The 20,321-nt window shown below is 69.4% G+C and carries 12 protein-coding genes and 1 pseudogene; 9 read left to right on the top strand and 4 right to left on the bottom strand.

Going from position 1 to position 20,321, the window contains the following annotated elements:
- Positions 1-75 precede the first annotated feature (75 nt).
- The 3 genes from ABNQ39_RS19410 to ABNQ39_RS19400 all read right to left on the bottom strand — a co-directional run bounded on the left by ABNQ39_RS19410 (position 76) and on the right by ABNQ39_RS19400 (position 3,790).
- Positions 76-384: a hypothetical protein gene (locus ABNQ39_RS19410; RefSeq protein WP_098737678.1), complete on the bottom strand. Its 309-nt coding sequence runs from the start codon at positions 382-384 to the stop codon at positions 76-78.
- Positions 385-629: 245 nt separating this feature from the next.
- The gene (locus ABNQ39_RS19405) at positions 630-2,000 is read right to left on the bottom strand and encodes a sigma-54-dependent transcriptional regulator (RefSeq protein ID WP_376959887.1); all 1,371 of its coding nucleotides are present in this window, start codon (positions 1,998-2,000) and stop codon (positions 630-632) included.
- Positions 1,997-3,790, bottom strand: a complete 1,794-nt coding sequence (locus ABNQ39_RS19400; RefSeq protein WP_376959886.1) for an ATP-binding protein — start codon at positions 3,788-3,790, stop codon at positions 1,997-1,999. The genes ABNQ39_RS19405 and ABNQ39_RS19400 overlap by 4 nt, the downstream gene beginning before the upstream one ends.
- 331 nt (positions 3,791-4,121) lie before the next feature.
- On the opposite strand from ABNQ39_RS19400, the gene ABNQ39_RS19395 reads away from it, so the two are divergent.
- From ABNQ39_RS19395 to pseG, 6 genes are all read left to right on the top strand, one after another.
- Positions 4,122-5,453, top strand: a complete 1,332-nt coding sequence (locus ABNQ39_RS19395; protein ID WP_376959885.1) for a dicarboxylate/amino acid:cation symporter — start codon at positions 4,122-4,124, stop codon at positions 5,451-5,453.
- A gap of 238 nt (positions 5,454-5,691) precedes the next feature.
- Positions 5,692-8,004 carry an NADP-dependent malic enzyme gene (locus ABNQ39_RS19390; protein ID WP_376959884.1) on the top strand — a complete coding sequence of 771 codons (2,313 nt, stop codon included), beginning with the start codon at positions 5,692-5,694 and terminating at the stop codon, positions 8,002-8,004.
- Between the two features lie 100 nt (positions 8,005-8,104).
- Positions 8,105-10,123, top strand: coding sequence for a tetratricopeptide repeat protein (locus ABNQ39_RS19385; protein WP_376959883.1), 2,019 nt, complete (start codon positions 8,105-8,107; stop codon positions 10,121-10,123).
- Complete coding sequence (locus ABNQ39_RS19380; RefSeq protein WP_376959882.1) at positions 10,120-14,127, top strand: tetratricopeptide repeat protein; 4,008 nt, start codon at positions 10,120-10,122, stop codon at positions 14,125-14,127. The genes ABNQ39_RS19385 and ABNQ39_RS19380 overlap by 4 nt, the downstream gene beginning before the upstream one ends.
- A gap of 172 nt (positions 14,128-14,299) precedes the next feature.
- Entirely contained in the window at positions 14,300-15,025 is a 726-nt protein-coding gene (locus ABNQ39_RS19375) for a sugar phosphate nucleotidyltransferase (protein WP_174470791.1), read from the top strand.
- A 158-nt stretch (positions 15,026-15,183) separates the two neighbouring features.
- Positions 15,184-16,266 carry a UDP-2,4-diacetamido-2,4,6-trideoxy-beta-L-altropyranose hydrolase gene (pseG, locus tag ABNQ39_RS19370; protein WP_376959881.1) on the top strand — a complete coding sequence of 361 codons (1,083 nt, stop codon included), beginning with the start codon at positions 15,184-15,186 and terminating at the stop codon, positions 16,264-16,266.
- 23 nt (positions 16,267-16,289) lie between these two features.
- On the opposite strand, the gene ABNQ39_RS19365 is transcribed toward pseG, so the two are convergent.
- Positions 16,290-16,799: an RT0821/Lpp0805 family surface protein gene (locus tag ABNQ39_RS19365; protein WP_109050431.1), complete on the bottom strand. Its 510-nt coding sequence runs from the start codon at positions 16,797-16,799 to the stop codon at positions 16,290-16,292.
- 180 nt (positions 16,800-16,979) lie between these two features.
- Between ABNQ39_RS19365 and ABNQ39_RS19360 the strand changes: the two genes are divergently transcribed.
- The 3 genes and pseudogenes from ABNQ39_RS19360 (at position 16,980) to ABNQ39_RS19350 (ending at position 20,090) form a co-directional block, all read left to right on the top strand.
- Complete coding sequence (locus ABNQ39_RS19360; protein ID WP_376959880.1) at positions 16,980-18,596, top strand: acyl-CoA synthetase; 1,617 nt, start codon at positions 16,980-16,982, stop codon at positions 18,594-18,596.
- Positions 18,597-18,600: 4 nt separating this feature from the next.
- Positions 18,601-19,338, top strand: a complete 738-nt coding sequence (locus ABNQ39_RS19355; RefSeq protein WP_376959879.1) for a sulfite exporter TauE/SafE family protein — start codon at positions 18,601-18,603, stop codon at positions 19,336-19,338.
- A gap of 48 nt (positions 19,339-19,386) precedes the next feature.
- Positions 19,387-20,090: pseudogene (locus ABNQ39_RS19350) on the top strand (ABC transporter ATP-binding protein).
- Positions 20,091-20,321: the final 231 nt, after the last annotated feature.

Raw genomic sequence — 20,321 nt, 5'->3', positions numbered from 1 at the left:
AGCACGGAGGGAAGGAGTTCCCGCACCCGCGAAGCCGTTTCTACGAACGACCGCGCCCTTCTCCCAAAAGAGCGGTCAGACGGTACGCGGGTGGTGGGGCAGATGGGCGATGCGGCCGATCCTCTCGGCCACTTGAAGGGCCTCGACAACGTCGTCCAAACGCCCGTCGCGCATCAGGTTGTGCGCGTGGGTGTTCAGCGCGGCGACGACGGCCCGTTCATCGGACACCCCGCGGGCCGGCTGACCGTCCGGGTCGAGCACGGTGGCGCCCAGCGCCGCCATGGCCTCAGCGGTCAGGTTCACGGCCTCCGACAGGGCCTCTTCGTCGTCATCCGCGGCGGTCAGGATCGGTTCCAGAAGCTCCGCAAGGAGACGGGGTGTCATGGTGCTAATCCTCGGTGACATTCTCAGGCCGTCCCCTTCGACGTCGGTGCTGCATGATCTTTTCGATACAACAGACGGAACGGAGGAAAGGTCCGTCCCGCCGCGCCACCCGAGGGGCTGGCCACACGGGTGGGAACGGCACATGGGAACCGACAGACCCACTGGCAAGCTTGGGCGTTCGTCAACTGCCCCGATGGGAGAAATGTGCGGCAGCCCTTGGTCGTAATCGGAATGTCGCGGCCGCTTCAATCGAGGAAATCGTCGCGGCTCAGCCCATAGCGCTTGAGCTTGTCGTAGAAGGTCTTGCGCGGGATGTTCAACGCCTCGATGGCGGCCTTCACGCTGCCGCGGTGACGGGCGAGTTCGGCCTGGATCAACCCTTTCTCGTACAGATCGACCTGCTCGGCCAGCGACAGGGCGGAGGGCGCCGAGACCGGGGCCGGCGCCACATCCTCCAGCCCCAGAACGAAGCGGTCGGCCGCGTTGCGCAGCTCGCGGACATTGCCCGGCCAGTCCTGACCCATCAGGCGCTGCATCTGCTCACGGCTGGGCACCCGCGGCTCGCGGTTGTAGCGGGCGGCGGCCTGGGCGACGAAATGCTGGAACAGCAGCGGGATGTCGTCGCGCCGCTCGCGCAGCGGCGGTATGGTCAGCACCACCACATTCAGCCGGTAATAGAGGTCGGCCCGGAACTTCCCGGCATCCGCCGCCTGCCGCAGATCGGACTTGGTGGCGGCGACCACCCGCAGGTCGACCGGCACCTGCTCGTTCGATCCCAGCGGTTCGACCACCCGTTCCTGGATCACCCGCAGCAGCTTGACCTGCAAGGCCAGCGGCATGCTCTCGATCTCGTCGAGAAACAGGGTGCCGCCGCCGGCATGCTCGATCCGGCCGACCCGGCGCTTGGCGGCACCGGTGAAGGCGCCGGCCTCATGCCCGAACAGCTCGCTTTCGAAGATCGATTCCGGCATGGCGCCGCAGTTCAGCGCGACGAAGGGGTTCTTGCGCCGGCCGCTGGCGGCGTGCAGCGCGCGGGCGACCATCTCCTTGCCGGTGCCGGTCTCGCCGAACACCAGAACGTCGGCATCGGTGTCGGCGACCGCGGCGATGGTGGTGCGCAGCCGCTCGATGCCTGGCGTCCGGCCGACGATGCTCCCCGCCGGGTCGACGCCCCCGGCAATCTGCGCCCGCAGCCGGCGGTTCTCCATCACCAGCCGGCGCTTCTCCACCGCCCGCCGCGCCACCTCGGTCAGCCGGTCGGACGGGAAGGGCTTCTCCAGGAAATCATAGGCGCCGTTGCGCATCGCCTCCACCGCCATCGGCACGTCGCCATGGCCGGTGATCAGGATGACCGGCAGGTCGGGATCGATCTCCTGCACCCGCGCCAGCAGGGCCAGCCCGTCCATCTGCGGCATGCGCACGTCGGTGACGAGGCAGCCCGGCCAGTCGCGGCCGATATGGCGCAAGGCCCGCTCCGCCCCGTCGCAGGCCGTCACCTCGAACCCCGCCAGTTCCAACGCCTGCTGCCCGGCCAGCCGCACCGCGCGCTCGTCATCGACGAAGATCACGCTGCCGGCGGCCTCTGGGCCGGCGACCTCGGGAATGGACCGGCTCATTGTGTCTGCTCCTTGGCGGACGGCTCCGCGCTGGTGAGACGCAGGGTGAAGACGGCGCCATGGCCGGGCTTCCCGGTGCGGTTGGCGGCGGTCAGGCTGCCGCCGAAATCCTCGACGATGCCATGGCTGATCGACAGGCCGAGCCCCAGCCCCTCGCCGGCTTCCTTGGTGGTGAAGAAGGGGACGAACAGGCGGGGCAGGTCGGCCTCGGCGATGCCGCTGCCGGTGTCGGCGATGCTCAGCAGGGCTTCACCCTCGGCCGCGACCAGCCCGATGCGCAGCCGGCGCACCGGACAGCCGCGCATGGCGTCGGCGGCGTTGCCGATCAGATTGACCAGCACCTGCTGGAGCCGCACATCCTCCGCCACCACCCGGACCGGCTGGTCGGGCAGATCGGCCTCGACGACGATGTCCTCGCGCCGCAGCTTGGCCTCCAGCAGGGCCAGCGCCTGGGTCACCGCGCCCTGCACCGACACCGGTCCCAGCGTGCCGGAGGCGCGGCGGGCGAAACCCTTCAACTGGCGGGTGATGGCGGCCATGCGGTCGGTCAGCTCGGCGATCTCCGCCAGATTGTCGCGCACCGAGTCCAGCCGCCCGCGCTCCAGCAGCACCACCGCGTTGTCGGCGAAGCTGCGCATGGCGGCCAGCGGCTGGTTGATCTCATGGGCGATGCCGGCCGACATCTGGCCCAGCGCTGCCAGCTTGGCTGCCTGGGTCAATTCGTTCTCCGCCGCGCGTAGGTCGGCGGTGGCGGCGGCGACCCGGCGCTCCAACTCCGCCCGCGATTCCTCCTGCAGGGCGATCCGCTCCACCAGGGCCACCCGGCGCAGCGCCACGGCATAGGCGGTGAGCGCCGCCATCGCCACCGCCGCCGCGGCCAGCAGCCCGGCGACCCAGGCATGGGCGGTCACCGGGTCCAGGCTGGTCAGGCTGTGCAGGGTCCAGTCGCCGCCGGGCATGGCGACGGAGGTCAGCAGATAGCGCTTCTGCCCGTCCTTCTCCTCCAGGGCGATGCGGTCTGACGCGCCGCCGAAGGCCCAGGGCAGCACGTCCAGCCCCTCGCTGGTGCCTTCCGGAATGATCGGCAGGCTGATCGGCAGGCGGCGGGGCAGGGCGTGATAGCGCCAGGACGGCACGTTGGTGATGAAGACCACACCGTCGCGGTCGGTCACCAGCAGCTTCTCCTGGCCCGGCGTCCAAGCCGATTCCAGCCGGTCGAAGCCCAGCTTCAGCACCACCGCCCCCACTGTGCGATTTTCCGCCACCACCCGGTTGGCGGTGTAGAAACCCGGCACCAGCGACGTGGTGCCCAGCGCGAAATGGTGCCCTTCGCCCTGGTCCATCGCCATGCGGAAATAGGGCCGGTAGGAGAAATTCTCGCCCACGAAGCTGGCCGGACTGTTCCAGTTGCTGGCCGCCACCGTGGTTCCCTTGGCGTCCATCACATAGAGCGCCAGCGCATCCAGCGCGCGGGCGATGTCCTGGAGCTTGCGGTTCAGCCGGTCGACGGCATCCGGCGTCGGGTTGGCCAGCAGGGCGCGCACCTCCGCATCCTGCGCCAGGGCGAGCGGTACGGCGGCATGCCGCTCCAGCTCCGCCCGCAGATTGGCATTGTAGAGCGCCAGTTGCGCCTTCGCACTCTCCCTCAAATCCTCCTGCGCCAGCGACGAGGCCCAGCCCGCCGCCAGCCCGGCCGCCACCGGCACGCCCAGCAGCAGAGCGGCCAGCAGCAGCCGGCGCGGACGTTCCAGCGCCCGCGCCACCAGCTGCGTCGCCGGCGAGAGCGTCACGGCCGGGGAGTGAGGGGTGGCTGAATCTGTCGTCTGTTCGCCCGGATGGATAAGCAACGCCGCACCTGATCATGCTGCGCCGCAACAATGATGCCGCAGCGCTGTGAAGTGTGTGGATTTTCGCACATCGCCGGACCCCGTGTCGTGCGGATTCTCGCCCTCGCCATTTCGCCAAATGCTTGATGTTGCTGGATTCAGCAATTGGCCCACCGCTTGCTTTCATAGGCAATCAGTTGGGGGCCGCCCGCCCAGCCGGCGCCGAATGCCGGACGAAAGAACGGGCACCCCGCCAGGAACGCCGTTCTGAGGAACGCCACGAGGAGAGAGCAGCATGAGCGCAGACGCGACCGCCGGCCACCGGGGTGCAATGAACCAGGGCACGGTGAAGAAGCCCTTCTACACCAACCTGACCTTCCAGGTTCTGACCGCCATCAGCATCGGCATCCTGCTGGGGCACTTCTACCCGTCCATCGCGGTGGAGATGAAGCCGCTGGGCGACCTGTTCATCAAGATGGTCAAGATGGTCATCGGCCCGATCGTCTTCCTGACGGTGGTGACCGGCATCTCCTCCATCGGCAACCTGAAGAAGGTCGGCAAGGTCGGCGGCAAGGCCCTGCTGTATTTCGAGGTGGTGACCACCTTCGCCCTCGGCATCGGCCTGATCGTCGTCAACCTCGTCCGCCCCGGCGCCGGCATGAACATCGTCCCTGGCCAGCTGAAGGCCGACGCGGTGCAGAAATACGCCACCTCCGCCAAGGAACACGGCTTCATGGACTTCGTCGTCGGCATCGTGCCGGACAACGTCGTCGGCGCCTTCGTCCAGGGCGACATGCTGCAGATCCTGTTCTTCGCGGTGGTGTTCGGCGTCGCGCTGTCCGCCATGGGCCAGAAGGGCAAGGTCGTCGAGGACATTTTCGACAAGATCAGCCATGCGCTGTTCGGCGTGATCGGCATCCTGATGCGCGTCGCCCCGGTCGGTGCCTTCGGCGCGATGTCCTTCACCATCGGCAAGTACGGCATCTCGTCGCTGACCGCTCTCGGCCAGCTGATGGCCTCGGTCTACCTCACCATGGCGATCTTCATCTTCGTCGTGCTGGGCAGCATCGCCAAGGCCTACGGCTTCAGCATCTGGAACTTCATCCGCTACATCCGCCAGGAACTGCTGATCGTTCTCGGCACCTCGTCCTCCGAATCCGTGCTGCCGCGGATGATGGAGAAGATGCAGAAGTTCGGCTGCTCCAAGCATGTCGTCGGCCTCGTCATCCCGACCGGCTATTCCTTCAACCTCGACGGCACCTCGATCTACCTGTCGATGGCCGCGATCTTCATCGCCCAGGCCTTCAACGTCGACCTGACGATCTGGCAGCAGCTCTACATCCTGGTCATCCTGATGCTGACCTCCAAGGGTGCGGCGGCGGTCACCGGCGGCGGCTTCGTGACGCTGGCCGCCACCCTGTCGGCCACCGGCGTCCTGCCGATCGAAGGTCTGGCGCTGCTGCTGGGTGTCGACCGCTTCATGTCGGAAGCCCGTGCGCTGACCAACCTGATCGGCAACGGTGTCGCCACCGTCGTCGTCGCCAAGATGGAAGGCGAGTTCGACGAGAGCAAGGCGGTCGCCGAATACCAGCAGCACTTCAAGGAACCGGCTCTGGCCCGTCTGTGAGCACCTGCACAAGACGCGCGGCAAGCATGCGCGGGCCGGTTTTGGAAATTCCAAAGATGATCCATCCGGCCCGGCAAAGGTTCCTGTAAGATCAGGGGGACGCTTCGATTTGGTTCGAATCGTCCCTTTCTGTATTCCGGGTGGTTGGCGCATCAGTCCGAATGGGCTATAACCGCCATCCAGGTGAAGTGAACCCAAAGAATTAACTGAAATCTCGTTAACCGGAGGAAGAGACCCGATGTCCGGCGATTTTGAGGCGATGGCGCTCGAGTATCACCGCAACCCGCGGCCCGGTAAGCTGGCAGTCGTCGCGACCAAGCCCATGGCCAACCAGCGCGATCTTGCACTGGCCTATTCGCCGGGCGTGGCCCATGCCTGCACCGCAATTGCCGAGGATCCGTCGAAGGCGGCGGAGCTGACGGCGCGCGCTAATCTGGTCGCCGTCGTCACAAACGGCACAGCCGTGCTGGGGCTGGGCAACATCGGGCCGATGGCCGCCAAGCCGGTGATGGAGGGCAAGGCCGTCCTCTTCAAGAAGTTCGCCGGTATCGACTGCTTCGACATCGAGCTGAACGAGCTGGACGTCGATGGTCTGGTCGATACCATCGTCCGGCTGGAGCCGACCTTCGGCGCCATCAACCTGGAAGACATCGCCGCCCCGGCCTGCTTCGAGATCGAGCGCCGCTGCCGCGAGCGCATGAAGATCCCGGTGTTCCACGACGACCAGCACGGCACCGCCATCGTGGTGGGTGCCGCCGTGCTGAACGGGCTGGCGCTGGTCGGCAAGGACATCTCGAAGGTCAAGGTCGTCTCCACCGGCGGAGGGGCCGCCGGCATCGCCTGCCTGGACCTGATGCTGTCGCTGGGCGTGCGGCGCGAGAATGTCTGGCTGGTCGACCGCATCGGCGTGGTCCACAAGGGCCGCAATGAGGAGATGAACGAGTACAAGGACGCCTACGCGCACGACACCGAGGCACGCACGCTGTCCGACGTCATCGACGGCGCCGACATCTTCCTCGGCCTGTCGGGCGCGAAGGTGCTGAAGCCGGAGCTGCTGGCCCGCATGGCCGACAAGCCGCTGATCCTGGCGCTCGCCAACCCGGAGCCGGAGATCATGCCGGATCTGGCCCGCGAGGCCCGTCCGGACGCCATCATCGCCACCGGCCGCTCCGACTTCCCAAATCAGGTCAACAACGTCCTGTGCTTCCCCTTCATTTTCCGCGGTGCGCTGGACGTCGGCGCCACCACGGTGAACGAGGCGATGAAGATCGCGGCGACCCACGCCATGGCCAACCTCGCCCGCGCCGAGCCGTCGGACGTGGTGGCGGCGGCCTATGTCGGGGAATCGCTGCGCTTCGGCCCGGACTACATCCTGCCCAAGCCCTTCGACCCGCGCCTGATTGTCGAGGTCTCTTCGGCCGTCGCCAAGGCCGCCATGGATTCGGGCGTCGCCACCCGGCCGATCGCCGATTTCCGCGCCTATCAGGACCAGTTGAACCAGTACGTCATCCGCTCCGGCCTGTTCATGAAGCCGGTCATCACCAAGGCCAAGACCGCGCCCAAGCGCGTCGTCTATGCCGAGGGCGAGGACCCGCGCGTGATCCGCTGCGCCCAGGTGGTGGTCGATGACGGCATCGCGCATCCGGTGCTGATCGGCCGCCGCGAGGTGATCGAGCGGGTGATCGGCGAGATGGGCCTGCGCCTGAAGATCGGCCAGGACGTGGAGGTCATCGAGATCATCCGCGACCCGCGCTATCACAACTTCACCGAACATTACCGTAAGCTGATGGGCCGCCGCGGCGTGTCGCCCAGCCATGCCGCCAACGTGGTCCGCACCCAGCCGACCGTCTTCGGCGCCCTGATGGTCCGCCGCGGCGAGGCCGACGCGCTGGTCTGCGGCACCACCGGCCGCTTCAACGAGCATTGGGCGCACATCTGCGGCCTGATCGGCCTGCGCGACGGCGTGAAGGTCGCCGCGACGATGAACGCGCTGATCTCGCAGAAGGGCGTCCACTTCATCACCGACACCTACGTCAACCCCGACCCGACCGCCGAGCAGGTGGCCGAGATCGCCCGGCTGGCTGCGGACGAGGTGAAGCGCTTCGGCATCGAGCCGAAGGTGGCCCTGCTGTCCCACTCCAACTTCGGCAGCGCCGACACCCCGTCGGCCCGCAAGATGCGCGCGGCGGTGGAGCTGGCGTCCGAACAGATGCCGGATGTCGAGATCGACGGCGAGATGCATGCCGACGCCGCCCTGGCTCCGGCCATCCGCAAGGAAGTGCTGCCCGACAGCCGCCTGAAGGGGGAGGCGAACCTGCTGGTCATGCCGACGCTGGACGCCGCCAACATCGCCTTCAACATGATGAAGATCCTGGGCGAGGCGCAGAATGTCGGCCCGATCCTGCTGGGCGTCCAGCGGCCGGTCCACATCGTCACCCCGTCGGTCACCACCCGCGGTCTGGTCAACATGACCGCCGTCGCCGTGGTCGATGCCCAGCTCGCCGACCCGGTCAACGCCGCTCCGACCCCGCCGGTCGGCGTGGGCGCGTAAATCAAGGGAGGGCAGGGGGCGCGGTGGTTGCCGCGCCCCCATTCCACCGCATCGGAATCGTGCTATCCCTTACCCGTAGCCAACAGGAACGGCACGGGGCATGAACAACCAGCGCAATTCCGGGCAGCGCAATTCCGGCAACACCGCTGCGGCCAGCGCCGCGGCGCTGGTCGGACAGGCCGTGCCGCTGCACCAGTCCGGCCGGTTGGCCGAGGCGGATGCGCTCTACCGTCAGGCGCTCGCCGCCCAGCCGCGCCAGCCGGACGCCCTGCATTTGCTGGGCATGATCGCCTGCCAGACCGGCCGCTTCACCGACGCCGCCGACCTGATCGGGCAGGCGGTGGCAGTCAGGCGCGACGCTCCCGATTATCACGCCAACCTCGCCTACGCCCTCCAGGCACTCGGCCGCTCCGCCGAGGCCGAACGCGCCGCCCGCAACGCCCTGCGCCTGCGCCGCCCGTTCCCGGAGGCGGCCAACACGCTGGGCAACGCGCTGAATGCCCAGGGCAAGGCGACGGAAGCCGCAGACGCCTACCGCGCCGCCCTGCGCGCCCGCCCCGACTATGCTGAGGCGGAGGGCAACCTCGGCAGCGTGTTGCGCAGCCTCGGCCGCTCGGCGGAGGCGGAACCGCTGCTGCGCCACGCAGTGGCAGCCAACCCGTCCCTGCTGGAGGCGCGCGCCACCCTCGGCCTCGCCCTGCTCGACCTGGGGCGAAGCGAAGAGGGAGAGGCCGCTTTGCGCGCCGTACTGGCCCAACGGCCGGATCATGCGCCGGCCGCACTCGCCCTGGCCGGATCGCTGCAACGCCGCGGTGCCGATGCGCTGCCGGCCCACCGCCGCCATCTGATGCTGGAGCCGGCGGATGCCGAGGGCTGGAACGCCCATGGCCTTGCCCTCCAGGTTGCCGACCGGATCGCCCCGGCCGGCGAGGCCTTCGCCCGTGCCCTGCGGCTCGTCCCGACGATGGTGGAGGCGATGACCAATCTCGGCACCGTCCGCCGCTTGCAAGGACGGATCGTGAAGTCCGCCGACCTGCAACGCCGGGCGCTCCACCTGCGGCCGGGCTATGCCGCCGCCCACACCAATCTGGCGCTCGCCCTTCAGGATCTGGGAGACGACACGGCTGCCGAGCAGGAGTTCACCCACGCCCTGGGGGCCGATCCGGCGCAGGCGCTTGCCCGCTTCAACCGCGCCATCCTGCGCCTGCGCCAGGGCCGGCTGGCGGAGGGGTGGGCAGACTACACCGTCCGCTTCGAGTCCGGCCGTCTGAAACCGAAGCACCCCTTCAACATCCTGGAATGGGAAGGGGACAACCTCGCCGGGCGCCGCCTGCTGCTGTGGGCCGAACAGGGGCTTGGCGACGAGTTGATGTTCGGCGCCCTGCTGCCGGAGGCCCTGGCCCGCTTTCCCGGCACCATCGTCGAATGCGAGCCGCGGCTGGTCCCGCTGTTCCAGCGTTCCTTCCCCGGCACCACCGTGCGTGGGCCGACGCGGCGGCCGGCCGATGCCGACTGCCATCTGGGCTTCGGCTCCTTGCCTCGCCTGCTCTGGCGGACCGCCCCCGTACCGCCGCCACCCGCCGGCTGGCTGAAGCCCGATCCGACGCGGGTCGCGGCGTGGCGGTCGCGTTTGGAGGCACTCGGACCCGGCCTGAAAATCGGTATCGCATGGACCAGTCAGCGCCTCACCACCGAACGCCGCCAGTCCTACACGGAACTGGAGGACTGGGCGCCCCTGCTATGCCTGCCCGGCCTGCATGTCGTCAGCCTGCAATATGACGGGCGGGAGGCGGAGATCGCGGCCATCGAGCAGCGCCTGAGCGTATGCGTCCACCGCTGGCCCGACCTCGACCAGATCGCCGATCTGGAGGGCACCGCCGCCCTGATGGCGACCCTCGACCTCGTGGTCACCGTGGCGTCATCAGCCGGGGAGATGGCGGCGGCGCTCGGAACACCGGTTTGGCGTCTGGGCCGCCGCGACTGGACCCAGCTCGGCACCGCGGTCCGCCCATGGTTTCCCTCCATGCGCTGCATCCAGCCGGATGACGGCGATAGCATTGCAGGAGCAATATCAAAAGCAGTCCATATGCTTACCAGACTTTCCGCAGGTGATCTGTGAACACTGCCGATTGGTTTGCCGAGGCGTTGCGCCATCACCAGCATGGAGCGCTGGACGCTGCGGAGCCGCTGTATCGACGGGTGTTGCATGCCGAACCGCTCCATGCCGACGCCCTGCATCTGCTCGGCGTTCTCAACCACCAACGGAACGACAACCTTCAAGCCGTTGACCTGATTGCGAAAGCCGTCGATCTGGCTCCCGGAGTGGCGGACTATCACGCCAATCTCGGGATCGTTCTGCAACGTCTGGACAGGCTTGCCGAGGCCGAAGCAGCGCAGCGGCGGGCGCTGGAGCGCGATCCCGGCCATGTCGGCGCCCATTTCAATCTCGGCCTTGTGCTGGCGGCGCAAGGCCGCTTGGCGGAGGCAGCGGAACAGTATACGGAGGCGGCCCGGCTGTCGCCCGATCTGGCCGACGCGCACCTTAATCTCGGCGCCGCCCTGCAAGGTCTTGGGAGAGCGGACGAGGCGTTGACGTCCCACGCCCGCGCCGCGGAACTGTTACCGGGCGATCCCCGTCCCTGGACCAACCGGGCCGTCAGCCTGCGCCAGCTTGGCCGGTTGGACGAGGCTGTCGAGGCCTTGCGGATGGCCTCGGCATTGGGCGGAGGGGCCGCCGATGTGTCGGCCCTGTCCGCTCTGGCGGCCGCCCTCCATGCCGCCGGGCGGATGGAGGACGCGGCGGAACGCTACGCCGATGCCCTGCGGCTCGACCCACGCGATCCATTCTGCCTCAATGGCTTGGGACTTTGTCTTAAGGCTCTTGGTCAGCTGGAGGACGCCGCGACCTGCTTCGACGCGGCCACGGCCATCCAGCCCGACCATGCCGACGCGCTGGACAATCTCGGCAGCGTCCGCACTGTCCAGGGCCGCCCGGCCGAGGGAGAGGCGCTGCACCGGCAGGCGGTCCACCACCGGCCCGACTTCGCCGGTGCCTGGAACAATCTGGGCAATGCCCGCCACGCTGCCGGCCGCACCGCCGACGCCTGGAGGGCGTGGCATACGGCCTTGGCGCTGGACCCGATGCTGTCGGAAACCCACACGAACTTGGGCAACGCCCTGCGCAGCGCCGAGCGTTTCTCCGAGGCCGAAAGGTCGCAGTGCCGCGCCATCCGTCTTGCCCCGCTGGAGGCACGGCCCCGCAACAATCTGGGCCATCTGCGCCAGGGTCGGCACGACTATGCCGGTGCCGCCGACTGCTACCGCAGTGCTCTGGCGCTCGACCCTGCCTATGGCGAGGCGTGGAGCAATCTGGGGCTGGCTCGCCAGCGGCTGGGCGACAGCGGGGAAGCGGAGCGCTGCTACGACCGGGCGCTGACCCTCCGGCCGGAGCTGTCGCTTTCCCACTTCAACAAGGGCCTGCTGCGGCTGGAGGCCGGCGATCTCGACCGCGGCTGGCCCGGTTATGCCTGGCGCTTCGGATCGGGTCAGGTCGGGCAGGGGCGCCAGCCCCGTGCCCCGGCCTGGCGTGGCGAGGATCTGACCGGCCGCCGTCTGATGATCTGGGGAGAGCAGGGGGTGGGCGACACCATCCTGTTCTCCGCCCTCTGCCCGGAATTGGCCGGACGGGCGATTTCTACCATTCTGGAGATCGACCGCCGTCTGGTCCCGCTGTTCGCCCGCTCTTTCCCAACCATGAGGGTGCGGGCGGAGGCGCTGGACGGGCAGGGGCGCGAGGCGATGGCGATCCCGGACTATGACCGCCACGTACCGATGGGATCCTTGGCCCGCGTCCTCCGCCGCCGGCTGGCCGACTTCCCGGCACGGCCATCCTGGCTGGTGCCCGATGCCGGGCTGGTGGAGCGGTGGCGCGAGCGGCTGGCGGCCATCGGTCCGGGGCTGCGCATCGGCATCGGCTGGCGCAGCCAGATGATGACCTCCGAACGCAGCGCCGCCTATCTGCCGCTGGACGCCTGGGCGCCGCTGTTCGCGCTGCCCGGCATCCACTGGGTGCTGCTGCAATATGGCGAGGTGGAGGCGGAGGTCCGGCAGGCCGAGAAGCGCTTCGGCATCCGCCTGCACCGTTGGGACGACCTCGACCGCAAGGACGATTTCGACGGCGTCGCCGCCCTGATCGCCGGATTGGATCTCGTCATCTCGCCTGCCATGTCGATCGGCGAACTGGCCGGTGCGCTGGGCACTCCGGTCTGGCGCTTCGGCACCCGCGACTGGACGCAGCTGGGAGCCGGCGTGCGCCCCTGGTATCCGTCGATGCGGCTGTTCCAGCCCCGCCCCGGCGAGCCGCTGGCGGCGACGATGGCTGACATGGCGCGTGCGCTGCGCTCCCTCTCTCCACAACAGATATTCTCTCCCCCCGTGGAGAGGAAGAGTATCCCGGATGGCGAGAGGCTGGCGGCGCAGGCGGTCGCTCTGCACCGGCAAGGCCGGTTCGCAGAGGCCGAAGCGCTGCACCGGCAAGCCGTCGCATCGGTTCCGACCCAGCCGGCCGCCTGGAGCAACGGCGGCCTGACCCTGCTTCGGCTCGGCCGGGTCAAGGCAGCCATCCACTGGCACCGGCTTGCGATAGCGCTGAACCCGGCCTTTGCCGAAGCGCTGGGCAATCTCGGCGTGGCGCTCCAGGCCGATGCCGCCGTTCCCGAGGCCGCCACGCTGCACCGCCGCACCGCCCGGCTGCGCCCGATGCAGGCGGAAAGCTGGGGCAACCTCGCCGCAGCGCTGCTCGCCGCCCGCCGCTTCGCCGAGGCGGCAAACGCCTGCACCCGCGCGGCGGCCCTGGCGCCGGCCCTCGCCGGGGTGCTGACCACGGCCGGCGCGGCTGCAAAGGGGTTGGGGCGCTTCGCCGAGGCCGCCCGCCATGCCCGCCGGTCGCTGCGCCTCGTCCCGGCATCGCCCAAGGGCTGGTCGAACCTGGGCATGGCGTTGGCCGGGCTCGGGCGCTGGGACGACGCGCTGCACGCCCACCGCCACGCCATGGCGCTCGCGCCCGACCTGCCGGATGTGCTGGTCAATCACGGCCACACGCTGCTGATGCGGGGAGAGCGCCGGCTCGCCGCCCTGTTTGCCGACCGCACACTGAGGCTGGCCCCCGGCCGGGCCGAGGCGCGGATGAACCGGGCCCTGCTGCGGCTGGCCGACGGCGATCTCGACGGCGGCTGGGCCGACTACGCCCACCGCTTCGCCACCGGCGACGCCGTGTCCCGCCGCCTCGACATCCCCGAATGGCAGGGAGAGCCGCTGACCGGCCGCCGCATCCTGGTGTGGGCAGAGCAGGGGCTGGGTGACGAGATCCTGTTCGGCACCGCACTGCCCGATCTGCTCGCTCAGGCCGGAAAGGTCATCGTCGAATGCGACCCGCGCCTTGCCGGGCTCTTCGCCCGCGCCCTGCCGGCGGCGGAAGTCCGGGCACCCGGCGCGGATTCGCGGGATGCCGATTGCCACGCGCCGCTGGGCAGCGTCGCGGCACGGCTGCGGCCGGATTTGCGGCGGTTCCGCGCAACCAGCCCGCTGCTCGCCGCCGACCCCGGGCTGGCGGTAGGCTGGCGCGAGAGGCTGGCGACGCTCGGCCCTGGCTTGCGGGTCGGCATCTGCTGGCGCAGCAGCCGGATGACGGCGGACCGGGCCGGCGCCTACAGCCGGATCACACAATGGTCACCGGTCTTCGGCGTCCCCGGCATCGCCTTCGTCAGCCTGCAATATGACGGTCACGACGCGGAGCGGGAGGAGGCCCTTCACCGTTTCGGCACCGTCCTGCATCACTGGCCCGATCTGGACCAGCGCAACGATCTGGACGGGGTGGCGGCGCTCATGTCCGGCCTGGATTTGGTCATATCCGCGCCGACCGCGGTGGGGGAACTGGCCGCGGCACTCGGCGTGCCGGTCTGGCGGATCGCCGGGGCCGGGGACTGGTCGACCCTGGGAACGGCGGTGCGGCCCTGGTTCCCGACGATGTCGCTGATCGGCCGGTCCGGCGATCATGACGCCGCTCTTGCGGCCGTCGCGCAGCGCCTGCGCCGACTGGCTGACGGCCGCTCCCGGTCGGGGTGACCCTCGGAGAGTGGATGAGTCGGCGTAATTCCGCATTGCGATTCCCGAGCGCGCCCATTATCGACTATGGCCGCCGGGTCCCGCGCAGGGTGGATGACCCGGCGCCCGCTCCGTCGTAAGCTGCTTCGGCAAGCCGAGTGACGACAGCGGGACTTCAGCGAAAGGACGGTCGGTGCGGTCTGAGGACGCTCTTGCCAACATAGACGTCGCGGTGCTCGCCGGCGGGCTCGGCACGCGCATCCGGGGCGTTTTGGGTGACACGCCGAAGGTCCTGGCCCCGATTGCGGGCCGCGCCTTCCTCGGTCACCTGCTCGATTATCTGTCCACCTACGGGTCGCGCCGCGTGGTGCTGTGCCTGGGCCATCTGGCCGACCGGGTGACGGCATGGCTCGCCCGCGGGGATTCGGCCGGCACCATCGACGTGGTCTGCCAGATCGAACCGCGCCCGCTCGGCACCGCAGGCGCGCTCGGCTATGTCCGCAAGGAGTTGCGCAGCAGCACCATCCTGGTGGTGAACGGCGACACCTTCCTCGACGCCGACCTGCGCGCCTTCATCGCCTCGCACCGGCTGTCGGGGGCGGAGGCGTCGGTGCTCTGCGTGACGGTGGAGGACGCGTCCCGCTTCGTGCGGGTGGAGATCGGTCCCGACAGCCGCGTCCGCCGCTTCCTGGACAAGGCGCCGGGGGCGGGCACCATCAATGCCGGGGTCTATCTGTTCTCCGCCGCCTTCCTCGACCGCTTCGTCGCGTCGGGTGCGGTGTCGCTGGAACGCGACGTGCTTGAAAAGCTGCCGGCCGGCACGCTGAATGCCCATGTCGCCAAGGCCCGCTTCCTCGACATCGGCACGCCGGAAAGCCTTGCCACCGCCGCCAGCGTCATTGCCGGCCGGGAGTCCTGAAGCGGGACTCCCGGCACGCCCTCCCGAGGGCCGCAATTTACCCCCGCACGCCCCCGGTCTGTCGCTGGACAGGCGCAAAGTGCCGCGCCAAGATGCTGGCCATCCCGATCCCGCGTGCCGTGGTAGGACAGCCACGCCGTCTCTTACGGACCCGCGCCATGGCCGTCATCCTCATCCGTGCCGACGCCTCGCCGACCATCGGCACCGGCCATGTCATGCGCTGTCTCGCCGTGGCGGAGGCGCTGCGCGACCAGGGGCACGAGGCGCTGTTCGCCGCCGTGGAATCCACCCCCGCCATCGACCGCCGCCTGACCTCCGACGGCTTCCGCCATGTCTCCATCGCCGGCCCGGTGGGGGAGGCGGCGGATCTGGCCGCCACCCGCTCGCTGCTGCGGCGGGAGCATGGCAGTGCGGTGATGCTCGATGGCTACCGCTTCGGCGAGGCCTACCGCGCCGGGCTTCAGGCGGCGGGCGCACGGGTGCTGGCCTGGGACGATCTGGGCGACGGCACGCCGCTGCACGCCGACCTCGTCGTCAATGCGGCACCGCAGGCCTCCGCCCTTCCCTATGACGCGATGGCGCCCGGCGCCGTCCTGCTGCTCGGCCCCGGCTATGCCCCGCTGCGGCGGGAGGTGCGGCTGGCGGCACAGACGCAACGGCTCGGCATCGCCGAACGCTCGGTGCTGCTGGTGACCTTCGGCGGCTCCGATCCGCTGGGATTGACCGGCCCGGTTCTGGAGGCGTTGGCGAAGCGGCGGCCCGACGGCTGCCGGATCGTCGCCGTCGTCGGCGGCAGCAACCCGCGCGCGGCGGAGGTGGCAGGGCTTGCCGGCGATGGGCTCGCCGTGGAGATCGACTGCCCGCGCATGGGCGCGCTGATGGCGGAGAGCGGGCTGGCCGTGTCGGCCGGCGGCGGCACCATGGGCGAGTTGGCTGCCCTGGCGGTGCCGACCCTGCTGGTGGTCACCGCCGACAATCAGGCGATGGCAAGCAGCGATGCCGCGGAACTCGGCTGGAGCAGTGCCGTGGACGCCCGTGGCCGCCCCCCGGCCGAGGCGGCTGGGATCATCGCCGAGCGAGCGCTCGCTCTATGGGCCGATGCAGGACAGCGGCAGCGGATGCAGGATGCCGCCGCTTCACTGCCGCTGGATGGGAAGGGAGCGGTGCGCATCGCCTGCGCCCTCACCGGCCCCGCCCCCAGATCGGGCAGCGCCGCCCGGCGTCGGACGGCGCTCGCCTGAGGTTCTACCGCCGGTTGCTTGGGTCAGCTGACCACCCGCCAGGTGCCGTCCGCCTGCTGGCAGGCGGTGCCGAAGCCCTGCTGGGTGCGGCCCTGGACGACGATGGTCGTCTGGTATTCACGGCAGAGCTGACCCTGCGGCCCGGTCCCCTCGCGCACCGGGGTATAGGTGCCGTAATTGCCGGTCTCCGGGTTGTTCCAGCGCACGGTGCTGCCGGTCGGCGCGCTGTAGGCGTTGACCGCGGCCTGCTGGGCATAATTCTGGTCGGCACGGTCGAGCGAGGCGCCGGCCGCATTGCCGAGCGCCGCACCCAGCAGCGTGCCGACGCCCACCGCCACCAGCTTGCCGCTGCCGCCGCCGAAGCGCGAGCCTGCCAGACCGCCGACCACGCCGCCCAGCACGGTGCCGGCCGTTTGCTTGTTGGCGCTGACGCCGCCATAGGAATCGCCGTAGCCGGGCTGGGCGCAGCCGGCAAGCGGGGCAGCGAGCAGGCTGGCGGACAGCGCGGCGGCGAGGAAGGGGCTGGCTTTCATGGTGGCTCTCGTCCAGTTGGGTCCTGTTGGGATCGGCACGAAACCGTCCGTTCCTGACGCCATCAACATGGCTGACCCGCATCTTATTCCCGATGCGTGACGCGGTGCCTCGGTTGCTCCTATGATCGACCCAACGGTTCCACAAAGGAATCGACGACAAGCCCTTGGGAGGGAACGAACATGCTGCCCAACGCGGACAGCTGGGACGGGGTATCCCGCGCCTTCGCCTGGCGCGTGCCCGACCGTTACAACATCGGCGTCGACGTCTGCGACCGCTGGGCGGAGGCGGAGCCGGACCGCATCGCCCTGATCAACAAGCGGCGCGACGGCGGGGTCGAGGAATACCGCTTCTCCGACATCCGCGCCCTGTCCAACCGCTTCGCCAACGCATTGGCGGCGCAGGGCGTGGCGCGCGGCGACCGGGTCGGCATCCTGCTGCCCCAGGCGCCGGAAACCGCCATCAGCCACGTCGCCGTCTACAAGTTGGGCGGCATCGCCGTTCCGCTGTTCTCGCTGTTCGGGGTGGAGGCGCTGGAATACCGGCTGGCCAATTGCGGCGCCCGCGCCGTGGTCACCGACGCCGTTGGCGCCGCCAAGATCGCCCAGATCCGCGACCGTTTGCCGGACCTGCGCGCCGTCTTCCGCATCGACGGCTCGGGGCCGGGCTGCCTCGACTGGCACGGGCTGTGCGACGCGGCCTCCGACAGCTTCACCCCGGCCGACACCGGCCCGGACGACCCGGCGCTGATCATCTACACCTCCGGCACCACCGGCCAGCCGAAGGGGGCGTTGCATGCCCACCGGGTTCTGCTGGGCCATCTGCCGGGCGTGGAGATGTCGCACGACCTGTTCCCGCAGCCGGACGACCGCATCTGGACGCCGGCCGACTGGGCGTGGATCGGCGGGCTGCTCGACGTGCTGCTGCCGGCCTGGCACCATGGCGTGACGGTGGTGTCCCACCGCTTCGAGAAGTTCGACGCCGAGGCCGCCTTCGCCCTGCTGGCCGAGTTCAAGGTGCGCAACGCCTTCCTGCCGCCGACCGCGCTGAAGATGATGCGGGCGGTGAAGAACCCGCGGGCGCGCCACGCCATCGACATGCGATCGGTCGCCAGCGGCGGCGAGACGCTGGGCGGCGGGCTGCTCGACTGGGGGCGCGAGACCTTCGGCGTGACGATCAACGAGTTCTACGGCCAGACCGAATGCAACATGATCGTCTCCTCGGCCGCAACGCTGATGGCGCCGAAGCCCGGCATCATGGGCCGCCCGGTTCCCGGCCATGATGTGGCGGTGATCGACGGGGAGGGCAACCGGTTGGCGCCGGGGCAGCTCGGCCTGATCGCGGTGCACCGGCCAGATCCGGTGATGTTCCTCGGCTATTGGAACAACCCCGATGCCACCGCGGCGAAGTTCATCGGCAACTGGCTGGTCACCGGCGACCAGGGCGAGTTGGACGAGGACGGCTACATCCGCTTCGTCGGACGAGACGACGACGTCATCACCTCGGCCGGCTACCGCATCGGCCCCGGCGAGATCGAGGATTGCCTGATCGGCCACCCCGCCGTCCGCATGGCGGCGGTGGTCGGCGTGCCCGATCCGCTGCGCACGGAGATCGTCAAGGCCTTCGTCGTCCTGCAGGAGGGCGTGACGCCGGACGATGCGCTGGTCACCTCCATCCAGGAGCATGTGAAGACCCGGCTGGCGGCCCACGAATATCCGCGTGCCATCGAATTCATGGACAGCCTTCCCATGACCACCACCGGCAAGATCATTCGCCGGGAGTTGAGGAACCGCTCGTAATATCATGATCGAATTGATTTTACTGGCTGCGGCATTTTTCGCCGGGGCGATGAACGCCGTTGCCGGCGGGGGCAGTTTCCTGACCCTGCCGGCCCTTATCTATGCCGGGGTGCCGCCGGTCGCCGCCAACGCCACCGGCACGGTCGCCCTGCTGCCCGGCTATGCCAGCGGGGTCTACGGCTATCGCCAGGACCTGACCCCTGTCGGCACGCTCAGCCTGCCGCTGCTGTCGGCGGTCAGTCTGGTCGGCGGTCTGGCCGGGGCCGGGCTGTTGCTGGTTACGCCGGATTCGGTGTTCCGCGGCATCGTGCCGTGGCTGCTGCTGCTGGCGACCGGCCTGTTCGCCTTCGGCGCCATGCTGGCGCAGCGCCTGCGCAGCCTGGGACTGCACGGCAACGGGGCGATGCTGGGCACGCTGTTCGCCGTCTCGGTCTATGGCGGCTATTTCAACGGCGGGCTCGGCATCCTCCTGCTGGCGCAGCTGAGCCTGTTCGGCATGACCGACCTGAACGCCATGAACGGGCTGAAGAACCTGTTCTCGGCGGTGCTGACCGCCATCGCCGTGGTGGCCTACGCCACCGGCGGCGCGGTCGAATGGCAGAAGGCACTGCTGATGACGGTCGCGGCGGTCGCCGGCGGCTATGTCGGCGCCCGTCTCGGCCGCCGGATTCCGAAACCCGTGCTGCGCGCCGGCATCATCGCCGTCGGGCTGGTGATGAGCGCGGTATTCTTCCTGAAATGATCGCGCTATAGAGGGCGCAACTTCGCGCCTGTCCGGACCCCCGCCGCCATGCTGACCGTATCCGATCTCGACCTGTACTATGGTGACGCCCAGGCGCTCGACGGCGTCACGTTGCAGGTGGCGGCAGGGCAGACCACCGCCATCGTCGGCGCCAACGGGGCGGGCAAAACCTCGCTGATCCGGGCCATCGCCGGAATCCTGAAGCCGGCACGCGGCAGCATCCGCTTCAAGGACCGCGAGATTGCCGGCCTGCCCAGCCATGTCGTCTGCGACCTCGGCGTCGGGCAGGTGGCGGAGGGGCGGCAAATTTCCCGACGCTGAGCGTGCGCGAGAATCTGGAGATGGGCGCCGTCATCCCGCGCGCCCGCGCCGGTGCACGCCAGACCTACGACCGCGTGCTCGACCTGTTCCCGCGCCTGCGCGAAAGGCTGGATCAGGCGGCCGGCACCCTGTCCGGCGGCGAGCAGCAGATGCTGGCCATCGGCCGCTGCCTGATGGGCAAGCCGGAGCTGATCATGTTCGACGAGCCCTCGCTCGGCCTGTCGCCCGCCCTGGTGCAGGAGCTGTTCCGCATCATCCGCTCGCTGGCCGCCGAGGGCATGACGATCATTCTGGTCGAACAGAATGTCGCGGCCTCCCTGCGCATCGCCCAGACGGCTTACGTGCTGGAGAATGGCCGCGTCGTCCTGTCGGGGACGGGCGAGGCGCTGCTGGCCGACCCGGCGGTGAAACAGGCCTATCTCGGGCTGTGACGCCACCGGCCCTCCGGCCGGCGTTACCCCCCTTATCCTCCTATCGTTGAATATACGAACCATCTACAGTCCTCGTAAGCTGGCAGTCCAAAGAATGAGCGGACGGGGACCATGGCGGCAGGCTGTAGCAGACGGGCGACCTTGCTGGCGGCCGGCGCGCTTCTGGCGTCGGCGATGGTCCGGACCGCCGCGGCCTCCAGTCCGCCGCCAGCCGTCCGGCCGTCCGCGCCG

Source organism: Azospirillum sp. A26, from assembly GCF_042604635.1.
GTDB classification, from domain to species: Bacteria; Pseudomonadota; Alphaproteobacteria; order Azospirillales; family Azospirillaceae; genus Azospirillum; species Azospirillum palustre.
The sequence above is the reverse complement of the archived record's forward strand: the minus strand, read 5'-3'. Positions and strand labels throughout refer to the sequence as shown.

Coding starts and splice junctions, on each gene's coding strand:
- ABNQ39_RS19410 (WP_098737678.1), bottom strand. CDS start 384: ATGACACCCCGTCTCCTTGCGGAGCTTCTGGAACCGATCCTGACCGCC.
- ABNQ39_RS19405 (WP_376959887.1), bottom strand. CDS start 2,000: ATGAGCCGGTCCATTCCCGAGGTCGCCGGCCCAGAGGCCGCCGGCAGC.
- ABNQ39_RS19395 (WP_376959885.1), top strand. CDS start 4,122: ATGAGCGCAGACGCGACCGCCGGCCACCGGGGTGCAATGAACCAGGGC.
- ABNQ39_RS19390 (WP_376959884.1), top strand. CDS start 5,692: ATGTCCGGCGATTTTGAGGCGATGGCGCTCGAGTATCACCGCAACCCG.
- ABNQ39_RS19385 (WP_376959883.1), top strand. CDS start 8,105: ATGAACAACCAGCGCAATTCCGGGCAGCGCAATTCCGGCAACACCGCT.
- pseG (WP_376959881.1), top strand. CDS start 15,184: ATGGCCGTCATCCTCATCCGTGCCGACGCCTCGCCGACCATCGGCACC.
- ABNQ39_RS19365 (WP_109050431.1), bottom strand. CDS start 16,799: ATGAAAGCCAGCCCCTTCCTCGCCGCCGCGCTGTCCGCCAGCCTGCTC.
- ABNQ39_RS19360 (WP_376959880.1), top strand. CDS start 16,980: ATGCTGCCCAACGCGGACAGCTGGGACGGGGTATCCCGCGCCTTCGCC.
- ABNQ39_RS19355 (WP_376959879.1), top strand. CDS start 18,601: ATGATCGAATTGATTTTACTGGCTGCGGCATTTTTCGCCGGGGCGATG.